At 35.3% G+C, this 19189-nt stretch carries 17 protein-coding genes and 1 tRNA gene; 11 read left to right on the top strand and 7 right to left on the bottom strand.

Features of this window, described 5'->3' with window-relative positions; translation table 11 throughout:
* Positions 1-288: 288 nt before the first annotated feature.
* Entirely contained in the window at positions 289-1416 is a 1128-nt protein-coding gene (locus NBG71_RS01515) for an ABC transporter substrate-binding protein (protein ID WP_099659750.1), read from the bottom strand.
* Between the two features lie 357 nt (positions 1417-1773).
* On the opposite strand from NBG71_RS01515, the gene NBG71_RS01510 reads away from it, so the two are divergent.
* The 3 genes from NBG71_RS01510 to NBG71_RS01500 all read left to right on the top strand — a co-directional run bounded on the left by NBG71_RS01510 (position 1774) and on the right by NBG71_RS01500 (position 5222).
* Positions 1774-2973 (top strand): ribokinase, encoded by a 1200-nt coding sequence (locus NBG71_RS01510; protein ID WP_159241921.1) that lies wholly within the window; start codon positions 1774-1776, stop codon positions 2971-2973.
* A gap of 53 nt (positions 2974-3026) precedes the next feature.
* Complete coding sequence (locus NBG71_RS01505) at positions 3027-4214, top strand: NupC/NupG family nucleoside CNT transporter (protein ID WP_250916478.1); 1188 nt, start codon at positions 3027-3029, stop codon at positions 4212-4214.
* A 75-nt stretch (positions 4215-4289) separates the two neighbouring features.
* Positions 4290-5222, top strand: coding sequence for a nucleoside hydrolase (locus tag NBG71_RS01500; protein WP_099659753.1), 933 nt, complete (start codon positions 4290-4292; stop codon positions 5220-5222).
* Positions 5223-5664: 442 nt separating this feature from the next.
* Here the strand turns inward: NBG71_RS01500 and NBG71_RS01495 are convergent.
* Positions 5665-5752 (bottom strand) — tRNA-Ser (locus NBG71_RS01495).
* Positions 5753-5934: 182 nt separating this feature from the next.
* Between NBG71_RS01495 and tusE the strand changes: the two genes are divergently transcribed.
* Entirely contained in the window at positions 5935-6264 is a 330-nt protein-coding gene (gene tusE, locus NBG71_RS01490) for a sulfurtransferase TusE (RefSeq protein WP_023581360.1), read from the top strand.
* A 43-nt stretch (positions 6265-6307) separates the two neighbouring features.
* Here tusE and NBG71_RS01485 read toward each other — a convergent pair whose 3' ends face one another.
* The gene (locus NBG71_RS01485) at positions 6308-6589 is read right to left on the bottom strand and encodes an acylphosphatase (RefSeq protein ID WP_075673147.1); all 282 of its coding nucleotides are present in this window, start codon (positions 6587-6589) and stop codon (positions 6308-6310) included.
* A gap of 197 nt (positions 6590-6786) precedes the next feature.
* On the opposite strand from NBG71_RS01485, the gene hspQ reads away from it, so the two are divergent.
* Complete coding sequence (gene hspQ, locus NBG71_RS01480; protein ID WP_006537351.1) at positions 6787-7107, top strand: heat shock protein HspQ; 321 nt, start codon at positions 6787-6789, stop codon at positions 7105-7107.
* A 78-nt stretch (positions 7108-7185) separates the two neighbouring features.
* Here the strand turns inward: hspQ and NBG71_RS01475 are convergent, their stop codons facing one another.
* The gene (locus NBG71_RS01475; RefSeq protein WP_075673146.1) at positions 7186-7599 is read right to left on the bottom strand and encodes a CoA-binding protein; all 414 of its coding nucleotides are present in this window, start codon (positions 7597-7599) and stop codon (positions 7186-7188) included.
* Between the two features lie 137 nt (positions 7600-7736).
* Between NBG71_RS01475 and NBG71_RS01470 the strand changes: the two genes are divergently transcribed.
* Positions 7737-8195: a methylglyoxal synthase gene (locus NBG71_RS01470; RefSeq protein WP_075673145.1), complete on the top strand. Its 459-nt coding sequence runs from the start codon at positions 7737-7739 to the stop codon at positions 8193-8195.
* Position 8196: 1 nt separating this feature from the next.
* Here NBG71_RS01470 and helD read toward each other — a convergent pair whose 3' ends face one another.
* On the bottom strand, positions 8197-10248 hold the full coding sequence (gene helD, locus NBG71_RS01465) for a DNA helicase IV (protein WP_099659754.1): 2052 nt from the start codon (positions 10246-10248) through the stop codon (positions 8197-8199).
* Positions 10249-10362: 114 nt separating this feature from the next.
* On the opposite strand from helD, the gene yccS reads away from it, so the two are divergent.
* The gene (gene yccS, locus NBG71_RS01460; protein ID WP_075673143.1) at positions 10363-12531 is read left to right on the top strand and encodes a YccS family putative transporter; all 2169 of its coding nucleotides are present in this window, start codon (positions 10363-10365) and stop codon (positions 12529-12531) included.
* A 70-nt stretch (positions 12532-12601) separates the two neighbouring features.
* Here the strand turns inward: yccS and NBG71_RS01455 are convergent, their stop codons facing one another.
* Positions 12602-13210: a TfoX/Sxy family DNA transformation protein gene (locus tag NBG71_RS01455; protein ID WP_075673142.1), complete on the bottom strand. Its 609-nt coding sequence runs from the start codon at positions 13208-13210 to the stop codon at positions 12602-12604.
* Between the two features lie 229 nt (positions 13211-13439).
* On the opposite strand from NBG71_RS01455, the gene sulA reads away from it, so the two are divergent.
* The gene (gene sulA, locus NBG71_RS01450) at positions 13440-13991 is read left to right on the top strand and encodes an SOS-induced cell division inhibitor SulA (RefSeq protein ID WP_075673141.1); all 552 of its coding nucleotides are present in this window, start codon (positions 13440-13442) and stop codon (positions 13989-13991) included.
* Between the two features lie 347 nt (positions 13992-14338).
* On the top strand, positions 14339-15430 hold the full coding sequence (gene ompA, locus NBG71_RS01445; RefSeq protein ID WP_075673140.1) for a porin OmpA: 1092 nt from the start codon (positions 14339-14341) through the stop codon (positions 15428-15430).
* A gap of 200 nt (positions 15431-15630) precedes the next feature.
* On the opposite strand, the gene matP is transcribed toward ompA, so the two are convergent.
* Positions 15631-16092, bottom strand: a complete 462-nt coding sequence (matP, locus tag NBG71_RS01440; protein WP_075673139.1) for a macrodomain Ter protein MatP — start codon at positions 16090-16092, stop codon at positions 15631-15633.
* 361 nt (positions 16093-16453) lie between these two features.
* Here matP and NBG71_RS01435 point away from each other — a divergent pair, with 361 nt between their 5' ends.
* Together NBG71_RS01435 and fabA are read left to right on the top strand one after the other, a co-directional pair.
* On the top strand, positions 16454-18196 hold the full coding sequence (locus NBG71_RS01435; protein ID WP_075673138.1) for an AAA family ATPase: 1743 nt from the start codon (positions 16454-16456) through the stop codon (positions 18194-18196).
* A gap of 83 nt (positions 18197-18279) precedes the next feature.
* A complete protein-coding gene (fabA, locus tag NBG71_RS01430) occupies positions 18280-18798 on the top strand; it encodes a bifunctional 3-hydroxydecanoyl-ACP dehydratase/trans-2-decenoyl-ACP isomerase (protein WP_023581351.1) in 519 nt (172 codons plus the stop codon).
* The last annotated feature ends 391 nt before the right edge of the window (positions 18799-19189 follow it).

Here is a 19189-nt window from a genome sequence, read left to right as displayed (position 1 = left end):
TATTTATTATTGACACAAGAAGAGTATCAATAAATGATCTTTTTTATTAGTTCTATACTTTTTGCAATTTTTTTGACCACTATATTAGCCTATTGGTGTTTCTCTGCACTTTTTCCTAAAGCGCCACCCACAACACTTTCTTGCCTTTTAATAAGAACGATTCTAGGTGTATTGCTCATTATTATAATGATCAGCCTTATTTTAACTTTATTAAGTCAGATACTCTGATTGGCCGAAGTGTAAATGAATATAGAAAGCCCTTAAAAACAAGGGCTATAATTAAAATTTTTATTTATCTGCTTTTGCTGCCCAAAGAAATTGAGCATTAGGTAATGTGGTATATTTTTCTATTATCTCTTTATAGGTGTTTTCTGGCTTTAATTCTGCAAATTGTTCAGGGTAAATGAAGGTTGCTAAATATTCTAAACCAACGATGTTATATGGATGATTATAGAAATTGTGGTATATACCATATAATCGCTCATTTTCAACTGCTGCGATCTGATTAAATCCAACTCTGCTCTTCAATCGTTTGAAACCTTCCTGAGTCTCTTTATTAGATACCCCATAGCCAAATGGTGCAGCAATATTATTCTTATTGATCCAGCGAGATCCCGTTACAATATATACATCAGGTTTAGTGCTAATAACCTGCTCTAAAGAAATAACACCCGAAGCGCCTGGTAAGAAATGACTGCCTATATTGTCCCCACCAACAGCTTGGATCAACCCCCCCCACCCTGCATTATTATGTGTAAAGCAGCACCCATCACCGTTAGCTCCAGCCTTTGCTTCTACAAATACACTTGGTTTATTTTTAATTTCTTGAGTTTTATTTTTAATACTATCTAAGTGCTGTTGATAAAAGTCTGTATATTCTTTAGCTTCACTTTCTTTATTTAAAATAATACCAAGAAGCTCAACACTTTCTTTCGTGTTTTTGACTGGATCTAAAAAAGTATCAACATAAATAATAGGAATATTGGCCTCTTTTAAAATGCTGACAACGCCCGATCCTTCTAATGCGGGTTTGGCTCTTAATTGAGCGATCAAAACATCAGGTTGTTGCGCAATAACTCGCTCTGCATTAACTTCACCTTTGTCATTAAATCCCATATCAGGGATCGCATTTATATTAGATTTCCATTTCTGTTCTAATAAAGAAACTGTCTGTGGATCCGATTTTTTTAGATTATTATTCCATGCTACAACTCTTTCAAACGGGTTATTTCTATCAAGCAAAGCCAGCGTTAAAATATCTCTACCATCTTGTAATACAATACGTTTAGGTTCATGTTTTAACGTTATTTTTTGCCCATCTGTATCGGTAATTGTAACTGGATATGTTGTAGCCAATGCGGTAAAAGGAAGTAATGCAGAAAGGGATATTGCTAACAGGTGATATTTATTTTTCATAGTATACTCTCCATAATAGAGAGTTAATGCTAACAATTATCATTAGCATCATCAATAAAAATCATCTTTATCTGACTACCAAATAAATTCGTTTTAATAGAACGGCATCCAACAATAAATATTCGGGTCTGATATGGTTTCGCTAACCACTTTGACGTTAAATGGACGATTTTAACTAACCCGTCCATTTAACATAAGCAAACTGCGTTATCCAAATATTCTCCTTAAAATTTATCTAAACGGACAGATAATTGTCCAATTACGAGCAAAAAACGTGACTACTCATGCAGAATAAACTTAATTAATCTCTATCATCTTAACAAATGGTAAAACATTTTTTAACAAATGAGGGGTGATATGAAAAAAAAGAGTAGTATTGCATTTATCAGAAAAAAATTAGTGAAAGATAATTCTATCTACGTAAAAGAACTCAGTGCTCTACTTCATGTATCGGAAAGAACCGTAAGAAGATACATAGATGAATTACAGTTATTAGGTATAGCAACTAAATTTCATGGTGGAGTGAGATTACAAAAAATTGAATTAGAACCAATAATAAATAGAACTATTGATGAAACCAGAATGCTTCAAATTGATTGCGAAGAACAAGGTAGAGATAAAAAAACTGCAAATAAATGTTCATTATATATTTTAGGATCTTTCAATTTAGATGTTGTCACAGAAGTTGAAAGATTTCCTTTTGTTGGAGAGACAATCAAAGCAATTTCGACAAACTTTTTCCCTGGAGGGAAAGGTGCAAATCAAGCGGTTGCGGCTGCTGAATTAAATGATCATGTACATTTTTTTGTTAAAGTAGGCGACGATTCATTTGGTGCTACTGCAGAGAAATATTTCGGTACTACAAAAATAAGTTCATATACATTAATTAAGGATGCCAATGCAAAAACAGGAAATGCATTAGTTATGGTTGAGAACGCTACTGGTAACAATAGCATTGTTATTGATCTAGGGGCTAATGCAACAATCACTAAAGCTGAAATTCTTTCAGATATTAATAATCTACAATCGGCAAGTGTTTTTCTTACTCAATTAGAAAATAATATAGAAGCGACCAAGTTTGCGATTGAAATAGCAAAAAAATCGGGATGTTATGTCATTCTTAACCCAGCGCCCTATTCAGATCAAATTGTCTCACATTTGCCATCTATTGATTTATTAATACCAAATGGAACAGAAGCAGAACTAATATCAAACATTAAAATTGATAGCGTTATTTCAGCACAGGAAGCCATAAAAGCAATACACAACTTAGGTGTTAAAGAAATAGTAATGACACTTGGTGACAGTGGTGCTCTTTATTTCAATGGTAGCACGATGAAATATTACAAAGCGATGAATGCATCTGTCGTTGATACAAGTGGTGCTGGTGATGCATTTACAGGTGCTTTAGCTGCAAAATTAATAGAAGGTAAAAATATGGATGAAGCAATTAAGTTTTCTATTGCTTATGCATCATTAGCCGTTGAAAAAAAAGGTGCATCATCAATGCCATCTAGAACAAGTGTTGATGCCAGATTAAAAAAAGAGCGTATGTAAGGGAAGTGCACAAATAACCCACCCCGTTAATAAATTATATAATCGAGGTCGTTATGAAATATTTAATTTTCATTATTAGCCTTCTCTTAATTTTTATAGTGGCATCTTCTATTAGTTTTAATGCTAATAAAATAAAAAGAAAATTTATTCCTATTATTATTCTTTTATTAATAGAGGCCTCCGTTGCTTTTATACTTCTACATACATCTATTGGGATCTCAATACTTAATACGACGAATATAGGTATAGAGTATTTAGTACATCATGCAAATAAAGGAATTGATTTTGTATTTGGAGATATAAGCACAAAAACACCTATTGTGTTCGTTATTGTTGCTCTAATGCCTTTAGTATTTATTTGTTCAATTATTGGGATATTAAAATATTTTGGTATTCTACGTTTGATTATTCTTACTATCGGATACCTTATTAATAAAATAGCCAAAGTAGGTAAACTTGAATCGTTTTCAGCAGTTAGTGCTGTCATTGTAGGTATGATGGCCGTATATGTTTCGATTAAAGAATACATACCCAATTTAACAAAACCACAGATGTATACAATAGCTGCATGTTCGTTGTCTACTGTCGATATCGCAATATTGGGCGCTTATACTCAAATGTTATCACCTCAGTTTGTATTTATTGGTGTTTGCCTAAACTTTTTTAGTACTTTCGTTATTGTTTCCATTATTAACCCTAATGATCCTATTGAGATATCGAACCATTTTTCTGGCCCTAAAAATGAACATCATAGTTTTTTTGAAGTACTAACAGAGCATATGCTCGATGGTTTTAAATTAATTCTAGCGATAGTTCCAATGCTTCTTGGCTTTATTGCTCTAATTAGCATGTTGAATGATATTTTTTTACGCCTCATAGGAATAAGTTTCCAAGGCCTTCTTGGTTATATTTTCTCTCCTATTGCATTTGTGCTTGGTGTCCCTTGGCAGGACAGTATTGAGTTCGGGCAAATTATTGCCACAAAAATTTTAACGAATGAATTTGTTGCAATGGTTGACTATATCAAATTGGATGATCTGAGCCCAAGAGCAGATGCCATTATCTCTGTATTCCTAATTTCGTTCGCAAATTTTGGTTCAGTCGGAATGATTATTGCTTGTGTCGCCAGTATCAGTAAAGAACATGGAAAAATAGTAGCGGCGAATAGTTTTAGACTGATTGTAGGTTCAACGTTAGTGAGTTGCTTATCTGCAACTATGGTCGGTATTTTTATTAATTAATATTTAGTTTATGAGTCATATTTTTAATTCTAGTTGTTATTCAATATGTTACGTAATTTATCAAAGGAGAAGTATATGACTAAAATTATTATAGATTGTGATCCAGGTGTAGATGACGCTATTGCTATTTTACTGGCGTTGGCATCACCAGAAATAAAAGTATTGGGGATCACAACAGTCGCTGGAAATGTTGAGTTAGATAAAGTTCATGAGAATGCTCGTAATATTCTTTCATTTGTGTCTCGACCTGATATTCCTTTAGCCAGAGGGTGTGAACGACCTTTGATAGCACGTCGGGGAAATAAGACACAAGTACACGGTAATAACGGCCTTGCTGGTGTGATGTTACCAAAATCTAATTACACTTATCCCGATATACATGCCGTCGATTTTATTATTGATACTGTGATGTCTAATCCTAAAGAAGTCACTCTTTGCCCGACAGCACCACTTACTAATATCGCCATGGCAATGCTAAAAGAACCAAGACTTAAGGATAATGTGAAAGATATTGTTCTAATGGGAGGGGCTGCATTTTGTAATGGGAATATAACACCAGCAGCCGAATTCAATTTTTATGTCGATCCACACGCGGCACATATTGTCTTTGATACAGCAGAACACATTACTATGTTGGGATTAGATGTCACACATAAAGCTGATATTCGAGCAGGTTTATGTCAGTCGTTAGAGCAAGGTAATGTCATTGCTAGAACAGCAGCAAAAATGTCTCGTGGATATGCTGCATTTGATCCCTTCTTACATGATCCTTGTGTAATAGGTTATCTAATCCGCCCGGATATTTTCACTGGTATAAATGGACATATTGATATTGAATATGAATCACGCAAACTTTTTGGTTTAAGTTTTGCAACAGTCCATGATGATCTAAGACCACCTAAAAATAATAGCAATTTAAATGAATGTCGTATGAATACGATGATAATCACCGATGTTCAATCGGAGAAATTAATGTCACTAATATCTGAACGAATTTTATCTTTGTAAACTACAATCAAATAGAAAAATACAGAGAAGTGTAGCTTCTCTGTATCAATTTTTATTATATTATTTAAAAGTTAAGGTTACTTTCTCTCAATAATAATTGATTAATATTTTATTGAAAATTAAACAAAAAATATCCTAAAATACCAACAGGCCTAATTAAACTAAAGGCAAAGACTATCAACGCTATCTCAGCTATACCAGCAGTAATTGAAGTGGCTTTAACAAAAAATTCGTTTCCATACTTTCAATTGTTAAATATACCTTGAGTATATTAGAGTTTCTAAAATAACTTAACAACCACTCTAGCTATACAAAAAACTATACAAAAAACTATACAAAAAATGGTAGAGCTTTCAAGAGACATCAGAAAACAATGATTTTGTTGTAATGCTTGATTTTACTGGGATTAGGAGACTTCAGGAGACACTAGGAGATGATGAGATGGCGGAGGAGGAGAGATTCGAACTCTCGGATGGTTTCCCATCGGCGGTTTTCAAGACCGCTGCCTTCAGCCGCTCGGCCACCCCTCCGCAATTGGGAGCAATATAAACACCTAAGCTTATGTTGTAAAGCCCTTATTGTACTGTTTGCCGTAAAATTAAACGCATTACAAGTCAATGGCTTAATTTATCAACGATTTATGGGTTCTACTTGGGTATTTTCCTTCTTTTTGCTAAATTAGCGGTATTATTTTTGATTGGTTGCTACTCACATGTTTGTATTTAACGGAAAAGAAATCGAGACAGATAGTCACGGTTATTTAAAAAATAGCAATGAGTGGAATGAAGATATGGTTCCAACATTAGCTGAACTAGAAGAAATTGAGCTTACAGAACAACATTGGGAGATTATCCGTTTTGTTCGCCAATTTTATTTAGAATTTAATACCTCTCCTGCTATTCGTATGCTAGTAAAAGCACTTGCACAAAAATATGGCGATGAAAAAGGGAATAGCCGTTATCTTTATCGTTTATTTCCTAAAGGCCCTGCAAAACAAGCTACAAAACTTGCCGGTTTACCAAAACCCGTTAAATGTATTTAAGATTATCTTTCGATAAAGATAATTAGAAATCATTAAAACAATATTACTCATAATGGTGGATTGAAAAGTCTGCCATTTTTTCATATTCACAAGATGTTGCTGACCAAAATGTAATTTTTGCACTTCTTGGGCCACCAGCTTCTAACCAATCCTCAAATTCTTTTAACGCATTTTCTTCCGCGAAAGCCTTTACTCCCACGCTACCATCATCACGATTCCAAACATATCCTGTTATTGGTTGTTTTTTCATCCATTGATAAGTAAAAAAACGAAAACCAACACCTTGAACTCGCCCTTGAATAATATATTCTCTACCGATTTTCATATGCCCTTCTAATAGTATTTTTCAAATAAAAATTCTGTCTAGGTTATTGTCTTTTCTTTATACAATAGATAATCTGATTTTGTGAGGTTCTTTATTCATAATGAAAGCAAAGGATTATATTTTTTTCAAATCCTTGAAATTTCACTTTGTGCCCTCATATATATAACCAATAAGCAAGGCTATATGGAGGTGATACTATGATGACCGCCAGCAAATTTGGGATAGGACAGCAAGTTAGACATAAATTACTCGGCTACTTAGGCGTTGTTGTCGATGTGGATGCTGAATATTCCCTTGATCAACCTAATGAGGATGATATTGCATCTAATGTGACCTTGCGAGCAGCACCTTGGTACCATGTTGTGATGGAAGATGATGAAGGACAACCCGTTCATACTTATCTTGCTGAAGCGCAGATAACTTATGAAGTTTCAGATGAACACTTAGATAATGACTCATTGGATGAGTTATCACAGTCAATTCGTAGCCAATTACAGGCACCACGATTAAGAAATTAACTCAATTAATCTACATAAGTAGTGATCTGAATGAAATGACAATCGCCGATTTGTTTTCGGCGATTTTATTTTGGTGTATTACCAAGGAAGGCCATGCGCTTCAATTTCTTTTTTAGGGCAGCGATCCATTACCACACGTAAACCTGCATCTTCAGCTAAATCTTTAGCCTCTTCATTAATAACACCAATTTGCAACCATAATACTTTGGCTTTAATTTCAATTGCTTCTTTTGCAATTTCTAATGCAACATCAGATTGACGAAAAACATCAACCATATCAACAGCAACAGGGATATCTTTTAATGAAGCATAACATTGTTGCCCCAATAAGGTTTGCCCTGACATACCTGGATTAACAGGAATAACATCATAGCCTTGTTCTAATAGGAATTTCATGACTTTATAGCTTGGGCGATCTTCTTTATTACTCGCACCAACAAGCGCAATGGTCTTAACGCTTCTTAAAATGTCATAAATGTCTGAATCCACCATTTATCTACTCCGTTCATCATGAAGATTGAAAATATTATGATACATCATAGTATCTTGATCTGTTCATAGCTTATAAGATAAAAAAAAGGTATTTTGAAAACTGGAACAATAACTATATTTATTTTTAAAGGTATCAAATGGAACAAATTGACCGCACGCTCTTAAAAGAAAAGAATATCGCGCTTGTTGCCCATGACCACTGTAAAAGCTCATTACTGGAATGGGTTGAAAATAATCGTGAACAACTGTCTCTACACAAGTTATTTGCAACAGGAACTACTGGTAATTTAATTAATCACCACACTGGCCTTACTGTTACTCAAATGCTAAGTGGCCCAATGGGCGGCGACCAACAAATAGGTGCAATGATCGCCGAAAAGAAAATTGATATTATGATTTTCTTTTGGGATCCATTAAATGCCGTTCCACACGATCCAGATGTTAAAGCTCTTCTACGCTTAGCTACAGTCTGGAACATCCCAGTCGCAACAAATCGTGCAACTGCGAACTTTTTAATTTCATCACCTCTCTTTTCACAAGAATCTACAATTAAAATTCCAGATTACGAAGGTTATTTAAAAGAGAGATTAAAATAATCTAAGGTTTTCGCTGTATAGGAACACCTTGAGATTTTAGCTCTGAAACAAAACAAGATGGCTGTTGTTTATTAAATAATAGCCATACTTGTTTTTTTGCTCTTGTTAAAGCGACATACATTAAACGTCGTTCTTCTGCATTAGGATAATCTTCAACACTAGGCAGTAATGCCAATTCAATAATCGATTCTCTTGCCGGTGCTGGAAAACCATCTTTACCTTCTTGTAAACCTAAAATAATAACGTAATCCGCTTGTTGCCCTTTTGAAGCATGAAAAGTCATAAATTGTAGGTCTAATTTAGGCCAACGTGTTTTTGCTTTTTTTAATAATTCTGGTTTTAAATAGTGATAACGAGCGAGTAAAAGAATAGTTTCATTTTCTTCTACATAACCACTCATTTTATTTAGTAAATTTTCAAGTTGATCGTCAGATAACAGTGCAACTGACTTTTTATTACCTTTCACTAAGCTATTTAAAGGCTTAGATAATTGAGTTGGGTTTTGTTGAATAAACGTATTGGCAATATTTCCTATCGTGTCATTAAAACGATAAGTCGTATCTAGTGCGCATTCAGCACCTTCGCCAAAAGAGCGATGAAAAGAAGTCGTTAATAATAATTCTGCGCCACTAAAACGATAAATGGCTTGCCAATCATCGCCCACGGCAAATAGAGATGTTTGTTTATTTTGCTGTTTTAATGCCGTTAATAATGAAGCTCTTAAGGGTGAAATATCTTGGAATTCATCAACAAGAATATGTTTCCATGGGCTAATAAAACGCCCTTTTTCAATCAGATTAATAGCTTGATGTAATAAGCCCGAAAAGTCGATCGCTTCTTCTTCTTTTAATGCCGTTTTCCAAGCTTTTAATAATGGTGATAATAATTTTAAATATTTTTTAAAGGCTTCTGTATATTCAGGCTGTACACTTTCGATCAGAGATTTTTGGCTACCACCGTGCATTCTTAATAAACCAACCCAACGCTCTAATCTTACAACAACTTGGTTTTCTAATTTTTTATCATGCCAAAACTCACCGTCGGGGATATCCCATTCAAATTCTTGAGATAACCACTCTCGCCACCCTTTTGCTTGTGCTTTTTTCTGTTGGCACTGCTCTCGCCATTCACCTAATAATAGAGATCTTCTTTTTTCACTATTTGTTTCAAGCTCACTAATTTTAGGTTGCTTTTTTGTCGCTTGTTGAATAATGGATAATGCTAGTGCATGAAATGTTTTTGCCATAATATCGGCATTTAAACGACTAGAAAGTCTTTCATTCATTTCTTGTGCAGCTTTACGCCCAAAAGCAAGCAATAAAATTTGAGCAGGTTGCGCTAACTGACGACGTAATAACCAACCTGCTCTCGCGACTAATACTGATGTTTTACCACTTCCCGCACCCGCTAGAACAAGGATATTTTCTTCACCATTAATTACGGCTCGACATTGTGATTCATTTAATGGTGATGATTCAATCGTATTAAAAAATTCCGCATGTTCACTTAATATTTGAGTTACCCATGCAGAGTTTTCTTTATTAATAAGTGTTTCACCTTGCTTTAGCCATTCCAAACATTGCTGGTAAAGTGTTTGGCAATTATCAAATTGAGTAAGGCGTTCAAGAGGAAGAGGAATAGCAGAAAAGCTTTCTTTGATAGATTGTTGAATTTCACTCAATTTAGACTGTTTTATCCATCTATTTGATTGAGTGATTTCATTAATATTATGGAGCTGTTTCTCAAGAACCTGAGCACTTATTTCGCTCATTTCTTTGCTCCAATTTTGCCATGTTTGATAAAGATAACGATAAAACTGCTGAGTTTCTTCCCAGTCTGTTCCATGTAATCGAACAACTTTATCTTCAGGCAATAAGAATTCTAATTCCCCCCACACAATCCCTTTTTTACAAAAAATATTAATCAATTCGTTAAAAGGAATTAAATACTGATGTTTTTCACCACTGACTTCAATACCTGCATTTAACAATTTGACTCTATTATAAGGATGTTGTGCTAAACGTTGTCCCATCGGGGTGGATTTCAGTTCCATACGTAATTCCTGCAATAAATAACAAATAGTCTGTTGTTAAGCTCTTTTTAATCGGTGATAAACCCTATATTCTAAGAGGTAATTATCTTCATCTTGTTTATTTAAGGGCTTTTTGTGTTCACTTTGCTAAATGGCGCCCGCCGATTTATCTATAATAGCCACTTTTTATATTATATTCGCATAATAATCGCGCTTACAGGAACGACTTTGTTTCCTTGGATTTTAGGGCAAGAGCCTAAATATACAATTCCTCTAACTTTAGGCGTGGTAGCGGCTGCATTAACTGACTTAGATGATAGGCTCGTTGGCCGTTTAAAAAACCTCGTTATCACCTTATGCTGTTTTCTTCTTGCTTCAGCATCAATAGGGCTGCTTTACCCATATCCTATTTTATTCTTTTGTGGTTTAGCCATTTCTACTTGGGGATTCATTTTATTAGGTGCTTTAGGGCAACGTTACGCGACTATTGCTTTTGGTGCTTTATTAATCGCAATTTATACTATGTTGGGTATGCCTATTTTCCCTGAATGGTATGAACAACCCGTTTTATTACTGTTAGGGGCTATCTGGTATAACTCTTTAACATTAGTTGGTCACTTATTATTCCCAATTCGTCCAGTTCAGGACAATTTAACACGCTGCTACCAACAACTTGCAACTTACCTCGAAGCTAAAGCAACATTATTTGATCCTGATATTGAAGATGACTATCAACATTCGCTTTATAATTTAGCAATGGCAAATAGCCAACTAATTGACACTATGAACCAAACTAAAGTTACATTATTAAGTCGATTAAAAGGTGACAGGGGCCAACGTAGTAGTCGTTTCACACTTCATTACTATTTTGTTGCTCAAGATATTCATGAACGAGCAAGTTCGTCACATGTTCAATACCAACTATTAAGTAATGAATTGCGACATAGCGATGTGTTATTTCGTTTTCAACGTCTACTTTCTATGCAGGCACGAGCTTGTGAACAAGTTGCACAATCTATTCTTTGGCATAAAAAATATCAGCATAATCCTTCATTAGAACGCGCTATAAATTATTTAGAAAATGCATTAAATCATTTAAAAAACACGACTTCAGAGCCTCAATTAATAACACCTTTAAATAACTTACTGCAAAATCTTCAAGGTATTGATGCGCTTTTACGAAGTATTAGTACAGAGCAATACCAAATATCTCATGACCAAAAGGAAGAGACGCAACTATCTGATGATGGTTTAACTGGGTGGCGCGATATTGCACTAAGAATAAAAGAGCACCTCACGCCTAAATCGGCACTTTTTAGACATGCCGTTAGGATGTCACTCGTGTTATGTATTGGTTATGCCATTATTCAATTTTTCCAATTGGATAGAGGCTATTGGATATTATTGACCAGCCTGTTTGTTTGCCAACCCAACTACAATGCTACTCGTCGACGTCTTACCTTACGTGTGAGTGGTACTATTATTGGTATTTTAATCGGTTTCCCTATTTTATATTTTGTTCCTTCAATCGAAGGTCAGTTAGTTTTAATTGTGATAACTGGTACGCTCTTTTTCGCATTTAGAACCATACAATATGCACATGCAACACTATTTATTACTTTATTGGTTTTATTAAGCTTCAATTTACTGGGTGAAGGCTATGACGTTGCCCTCCCTCGTATTATCGATACCTTGATAGGCTGTGCTATAGCATGGTTTGCCGTCAGCTTTATTTGGCCTGATTGGAAATTCCGCCAATTGCCTGTTGTTATTCAAAAAACAATGACAAATAACTGCTATTATCTTGATGCCATCCTTATTCAGTATTACCAAGGAAAAGATAATAGCTTGAGTTATCGAATTGCTCGTCGAAATGCCCATAGCAGTGATGGTGAGTTAGCATCACTGATCTCCAATATGTCATCAGAGCCAAAAAGTTATCAAGCTTTCCAAGAAGTCGCTTTCCAGTTGCTTTGCTTAAATCATACTTTACTCAGTTATATTTCTGCACTTGGCGTTCATCGTTCAAAAATAGAAGATGAGAATGTACTCACTTTGCTTAATGATACTGTTTGTTATATCGATTCGGCTTTACGTCGAAAAAAACTTCAAAATGAAGAGGTTAAGCAATCTCATGTAGAATTAATTGAAAGGATCAATCTATTACCTAATTCAGATAATCCTCGTATTCAATTAGTACTCACTCAAATCCGATTACTATTAGATTTACTGCCACAAATTATTAGTTGTATCCAAATTATTGAGCAAAGCGAATCAAATAGCCTACATCAACCTCAAGTCTAATCTCTAATTGACGTTATTTTCTCTAATTCCCATAAGCACATTAGAGAAAATAACGGTCATTACTTTTATCTTATTGAAAAGACAATTCGTTATACCAATTTAATAACTCCATTTTAAGTTGACTAGGCAATACTGAACGATGGCACCCAACAATTGCTCCTGCCAATGAAAGTAAAAGTTCACTATTTCTCAAATTTTGGCTATGCATTAGTTTTAGATAACACGCTTTAGCACCGATTAAGCGCAGTTCTTCAACTTGATTAATACCAATTTGATTCAATCTTTTTTCTAATATCACACCTAGATTAGGTAAGTCTTTTATTCTGCAAGGCTTCTTTCGTTGCCCTAAATATTCTTGAATACTGTAGTGATATGACATATCAATATATTGATCTAATTTTTGCTGATTTTCCCATAACGAATCCGTTATGTGGTAATAACGCAATATGATAGGAATTCCTTTTTTCAAATAGGTATAGGAACTCATTTTTGTTGCCTTATAGAGAGTTTCTAAAAAACCACTTCCTTTTAAATAAAACTCATTACCAGACGTGATAGCAAACATAACCTCATCAATCATTAAGCTAACACCACCAAATTGAGACTTTGTCGTTAACTCTCCATATTGCGCAATACGCGATAACAAATGAGCCTTCCTTTGCTCAGGTAAAAATAACATTGAAACTCCAACACAAATTTTAAGATTAAATTTTATCTTTGAATTCAAAAACATGCATAAGACATAGCAAGAAAGACAATAAAGAATTTCCTTTTTATTGCCAATAGTTAACGACTTAAAAATAGAGATTTACATGAAATTTGAGAGGAACTTTCAAAAAAATGAGCTTGATTTAAGCGAAATATAGAGATACTGTATATTCATACAGTGCATATGGAACGAGGTAAATATGAAACTCTCAACATCATCTCCGACAAGACAGAACGCCATTCTCCAAGAGATCTCAAATGAGGTATTACCTCTATCTATCCCTTCAACAGTGGCGACTTACGATAGTAATAATAAACAAGGCATGGTGAGTGAACTCCTCTACCAAAATCCGCTCGTCATTAATCACATACTTTTACCACTATTGAAACAGTATAGTCATGAATCACGCTGGTTATTGTGGTTAAACCCACAACAAAAGCTAAATCGTACTTGGTTAAAAAATGCAGGATTACCACTTAACAAAATAATCCAATTAAATCATATAAATATGATAACCACTGTTGATTTAATGGAAAAAGCACTGATGAGTGGTAATTACAGTGTAGTACTCGGTTGGTTACCAGAAATATCGTCAGAAGAGATGAAACGGTTAGAATCTGCTGCCAGTAAAGGAAAAACCCTCGGGTTTATTATGCGACAGCAAATTAATACGAATATCCATTTAGAAAGTAGTAATGCATCTAAACGACATTTGAATTCCGTAAAAATTCATTCAATTCACTACCATTAGTGAAATTTAAGAGTTTTCCTAATACTCAAGATGCCCTGATATCATTTAAGATAAGTCAAATGTATTTATAACCTAAATCATATAGTTACAATAAATTTAACAAAAATACAGAATCTTTCCCATTGTGGAATAAGGCGGATCTTTTTAAAATTTTAAGTCGAATTTTAAAGGATTACTTGTAACTTTTTAAGTTCATTGTAGACTTTATGTCGTTAAGGTTATGCTTTAAATCCCATTTTTGGGATCATCATTTGATGAAAGCATTGGATTCCTAACAATAATTTAACCAAGGGCAAATAATAAGGCTTAAAGCCAAATGCCTAACTTGGATGATAACGAGGCGTAAAATGAAAAAGACAGCTATCGCATTAGCAGTGGCAGTGGCAGCTTTCGCAACTGCAGCGCAAGCAGCTCCAAAAGACAATACCTGGTATACTGGTGGTAAATTAGGTTGGTCTCAATACCAAGGTACTAGTAACCATTTCGGTGAAACTTCTATCGGTAACGGTAACACTCACCGTGATCAGTTAGGTGCAGGTGCATTTGCTGGTTATCAGTACAACCAATACTTAGGTTTTGAACTAGGTTATGACTGGTTAGGTCGTATGACTTATAAAGGTTCATATGACAACGGTGCATTCCGTGCTCAAGGTATCCAATTAACCACTAAATTAAGCTATCCAGTAATGGATGACTTAGACGTTTATACACGTTTAGGTGGTATGGTATGGCGTGCAGATTCTTCTGCAACTAAAAACGCTACTTCTTTATCTCCAAAACAAGAACGTTTCTCTAATAACGACACTGGTGTTTCTCCAGTATTCGCATTAGGTACTGAATACGCGATCACTCCAAACATCGCAACCCGTGTTGAATATCAGTGGATCAACAACATCGGTGATAAAGGTACTCTGAATGCACGTCCAGATAATGGCATGCTGAGTGTTGGTGTTGCTTACCGCTTCAACCAAGAAACTCCAGCTCCGGTTGTAGCTCCAGCTCCAGTTGTAGCTCCAGCTCCAGTTGTTGAGAACAAAACCTTTACTCTGCGTTCAGACGTTCTGTTTAACTTCAACAAATCTACTCTGAAAGCTGAAGGTCAAGAAGCTCTGAATGGTCTGTACAATGAACTGGCTAACATCGACCCAACTCAAGGTCGTGTAGTAGTTATTGGTTACACTGACCGTATCGGTTCACAAAACTACAACCTGCCTCTGTCAGAAAAACGTGCTCAATCTGTAGTTGATTACCTGGTATCTAAAGGTATCCCTGCAAACAGCATCTCTGCAGAAGGTCGTGGTAAAGAAAATCCAGTTACTGGCAACACATGTGACAACGTTAAAGCTCGTTCAGCTCTGATCGATTGCTTAGCGCCAGACCGTCGTGTTGAAATTGAAATCCAAGGTACAACTGAAGTTGTTGTTCAACCTGGTCAATAATTCATATAGTAGAATAATCTACTGTTGATGAATTCAAAACCCTGCCAATGGCAGGGTTTTTCTTTATAGAGATAAAATTAAGGTAGGAACATAAAGACAAAAATGTTTTCGAACAGGTATGAAATATCACAATAAAAACAGAGAACAAAAACAACTATAAAAATAAATTATCAAAGTCGGTTAACCAAAATTAATGCAACTCATTTTTCTTTATCGCGTTCTAATAACTCAATAAGCCCATCTTTTAAACTATGCACTTTCAATGCATATTGTTCTTTTCGCTCTGCATCTTCAATTAATTGCACTATCGTTTCTGATAATGTGATCCCTCTTCGTTGTGACAATGCAGATAAACGTTGCCAAACTTTAAACGTTAAGTCGATTGATTTTTTGCGTGTATGTTGATGCTCAGCATTAAAATAACGCTTTCTACGAGCACGAATAGTTTGCTTCATCCGATTAGATAAATCAGGATTCATATGCAGATCAATCCACTCTAAAACTTTTAATGGTTGCGATTCAAGAAGCAACAGTTGCTCAATAACTTCATCAGCGGCACTTTTTTCTATATAACGGGTAATTAATTCACCTTCACGGTGTTTTTTTACTAGATAAGCCCACTTCCAGCCACATTCTAGATTCTCTAATTGTTGATATTTCATACAAAATCCCGTGACAACGTAACTATATAGTAGCATATCAGCAATTTTACAAAAATACTGCCACTGAACCGAAATTTTTTGACTATTTTATAAGCGAAGTTATTTTAGATAATCTTGCTTATCAATTAATAACAAGCCTTGATAAGGGATAGTTTTCTGAGCACGTTATGATAGAATCGAGCGTCGCTATCATAAAACCTTAATGACCACTTATTAGCTCGTGTTTATAAGGTCGTAGCGATACATATTCCCTGCCTATGCAGTTGATGACAGTTAAAGAACCGTCTTATTGCAGGATAGATATCAACTTATACGATATCTAATTATCTCTTTTCACTAATCAATAATAAAAACGGTAACCTTGAAAAACAACGAATTAGAATGGCAGGCGTTACGTCCTGATTACGCCTCCTACCAAACTTTCTTTCAAACAGCATCTCAATTACCTGCATCTCTACTTCGTGAGGTTCAACCTCGCTTGTATGAAAGCCTGCAATGGTTAAACAATGCAGATTCAGGGCAGTTTATGCTGTTAAAAGTGGATGATTCTGCTGCTTACTTTGATATGTTGACAGACACATTAACGCAATCAGGGATCAAAGCTGATCCTATCATTGGCAGTTATCAAGCAGAAACCAATAAAATCAATTGGCAAGAAAATGTACTCGGCGCATTTTCATCATCAGAATCTATTACTTGTTGCCAATGGATAGAACCAGAACAACTCTTTGGTTCATTCTATTGCCATAAAGACGAAGTTACTCTTAGCCCAGGCTTATTGCATAAAGTAAATGGAGGCATTTTAGTCCTCTCTATAAAGTCTTTACTCGCACAACCACTAATGTGGTTTCGCCTTAAAAAAATGGTTGAAGAGCAGCGTTTTGAGTGGCTTGTCTGGAATGACAATCAGTCTCTACCTTTACCTATTGAAAGTATGCCACTCAATCTTCGTGTGATTTTAGTTGGTGATAGGCTAAGCCTTGAAGAGCTTGAATTTATGGAGCCTGAGCTAAGTAGCACTGCTTTATATGGTGAATATGAATACGACATGTATTTAGAAGACGAAACAGCACTTGCCCAATGGTGTGGCTTTGTAAATTCACTGTGCCAAAAATATCGACTCCCTTCTCTATCTGCGGATGCTTGGGAAGTCTTGCTAACACAAGCCGCAAGACAACATGAAGATCAGCTAATACTGAGCTTAGATTTAGAGTGGCTTTTACGCCAGCTCCGTTATGCAATACGTTTTAATCATGAGGCTTATCTAACTGCTGATGCATTAAAAAAAGCAGAAGAAAATCGCCTATGGCGACACAGTTATTTGTTAGAGCGTAGTCGTGATGAGATTTTACAAGACCAAGTCATGATACAAACAGAAGGTGAAGCTGTAGGCCAAATCAATGGACTTTCTGTCTTAGATTACCCGGGATATCCTGATTTAATCGGAGAACCAACTCGCATTACCTGCGTTGCACATATAGGTGATGGTGAATTTACGGATGTTGAGCGAAAAGCTGAGCTTGGTGGCAATCTTCATGCTAAAGGAATGATGATTATGCAAGCTTACTTGAACTCAGAATTACGTTTAGACCAACCACAACCATTTAGTACCTCGATTGTTTTTGAACAATCATATGGCGAAGTTGATGGTGATAGCGCCTCTTTGGCTGAATTATGTGCATTTATTAGCACGCTGGCACAACAACCTATCGATCAGCAAATTGCCGTTACAGGTGCAGTCGATCAATTTGGTCAAGTTCAACCGATTGGTGGCGTAAACCAGAAAATCGAAGGCTTCTTTGATATCTGCCAACAAAGAGGGTTAACCGGTGCGCAAGGCGTGATTATTCCTCTTGCTAATATTCGTCATCTTGTACTTAGCGAAAATGTGCAGCAAGCAGTAAAAGAAGAGAAATTTCATATTTGGCCTGTCACTCATGTAGCAGAAGCAATAACGCTACTGACTCGTCAGCCATATTATGAAGAGCAATGTGAACCAGAACAATCAGACTCACACTTGTTAGCTGTTATTCATGATCGTATAACACTCGCAAATAATCAGGATAGACCTAAATTACCTTGGTTCTTACGTCTATTCAGATAATTCTGTTTCAAGTGATCGGAGTTGTTCAGCGTACAAGTGTAAGCTATTCTGTTGTCTTACACTTGATAAAGGCTATATAGACAATGGTTGATAAACGCGAATCTTATTCTAAAGAAGACCTCATTGCTTCAGGCCGTGGTGAATTATTTGGCCAAGATGGCCCACCACTGCCATCTGGTAATATGCTAATGATGGATCGCATCATTAAAATGACAGAAGATGGCGGCACCCATAATAAAGGCTTTATCGAAGCAGAATTCGATATCAAGCCAGATTTATGGTTCTTTGATTGCCACTTCGTCAATGATCCTGTTATGCCAGGTTGCTTAGGCCTAGATGCCATGTGGCAACTTGTTGGCTTCTATCTTGGCTGGCTTGGTGGTGAAGGTAAAGGCCGTGCGCTTGGTGTTGGTGAAGTTAAATTCACCGGACAAATATTACCAACAGCAAAAAAAGTTACCTATAAAATTGATTTCAAACGTGTTATCAATCGTAAACTGATTATGGGTATCGCCGATGGTGAAGTGTATGTTGATGGTAAGCTAATTTATGAAGCAAAAGATTTGAAAGTTGGCTTATTTAAAGATACTACAGCATTCTAAGATCGATAATTTCAAAAGTTCATTATAAAAATACCGTGTAATATAAAGTACACGGTATTTTTTATCTATTCCAATAGTCTATTTTCCCTTTATAACAAATCAATTGGTTATAAAACATAAGTATAGAATTCTTACTATTTATGGTTTTCGCTTACGCAAAAGTTTTCATGAAACAAAATTCAAAAAGTAATAATATAACGTAAAAAGGCTTACAAAATATGTAAGCCTTTTTATATCCAAATTGATTGTTTGTTATTTATACTCAAATTGTCCTATGCTCAATGTGTACATAGGAATGTATATAAATAACCCTCGTTTTGATTGTCGGTAAAATCTTAGTGATAATATTTAATAGAACTAAAAATAAGCTATTATCTATTTCACTACGACG

It is taken from the genome of Proteus sp. FZP2095 (assembly GCF_023701425.1).
Classification (GTDB): Bacteria; Pseudomonadota; Gammaproteobacteria; order Enterobacterales; family Enterobacteriaceae; genus Proteus; species Proteus cibarius.
Note: the sequence above shows the minus strand (reverse complement) of the source record. Positions and strands in the feature narration are given on the sequence as shown.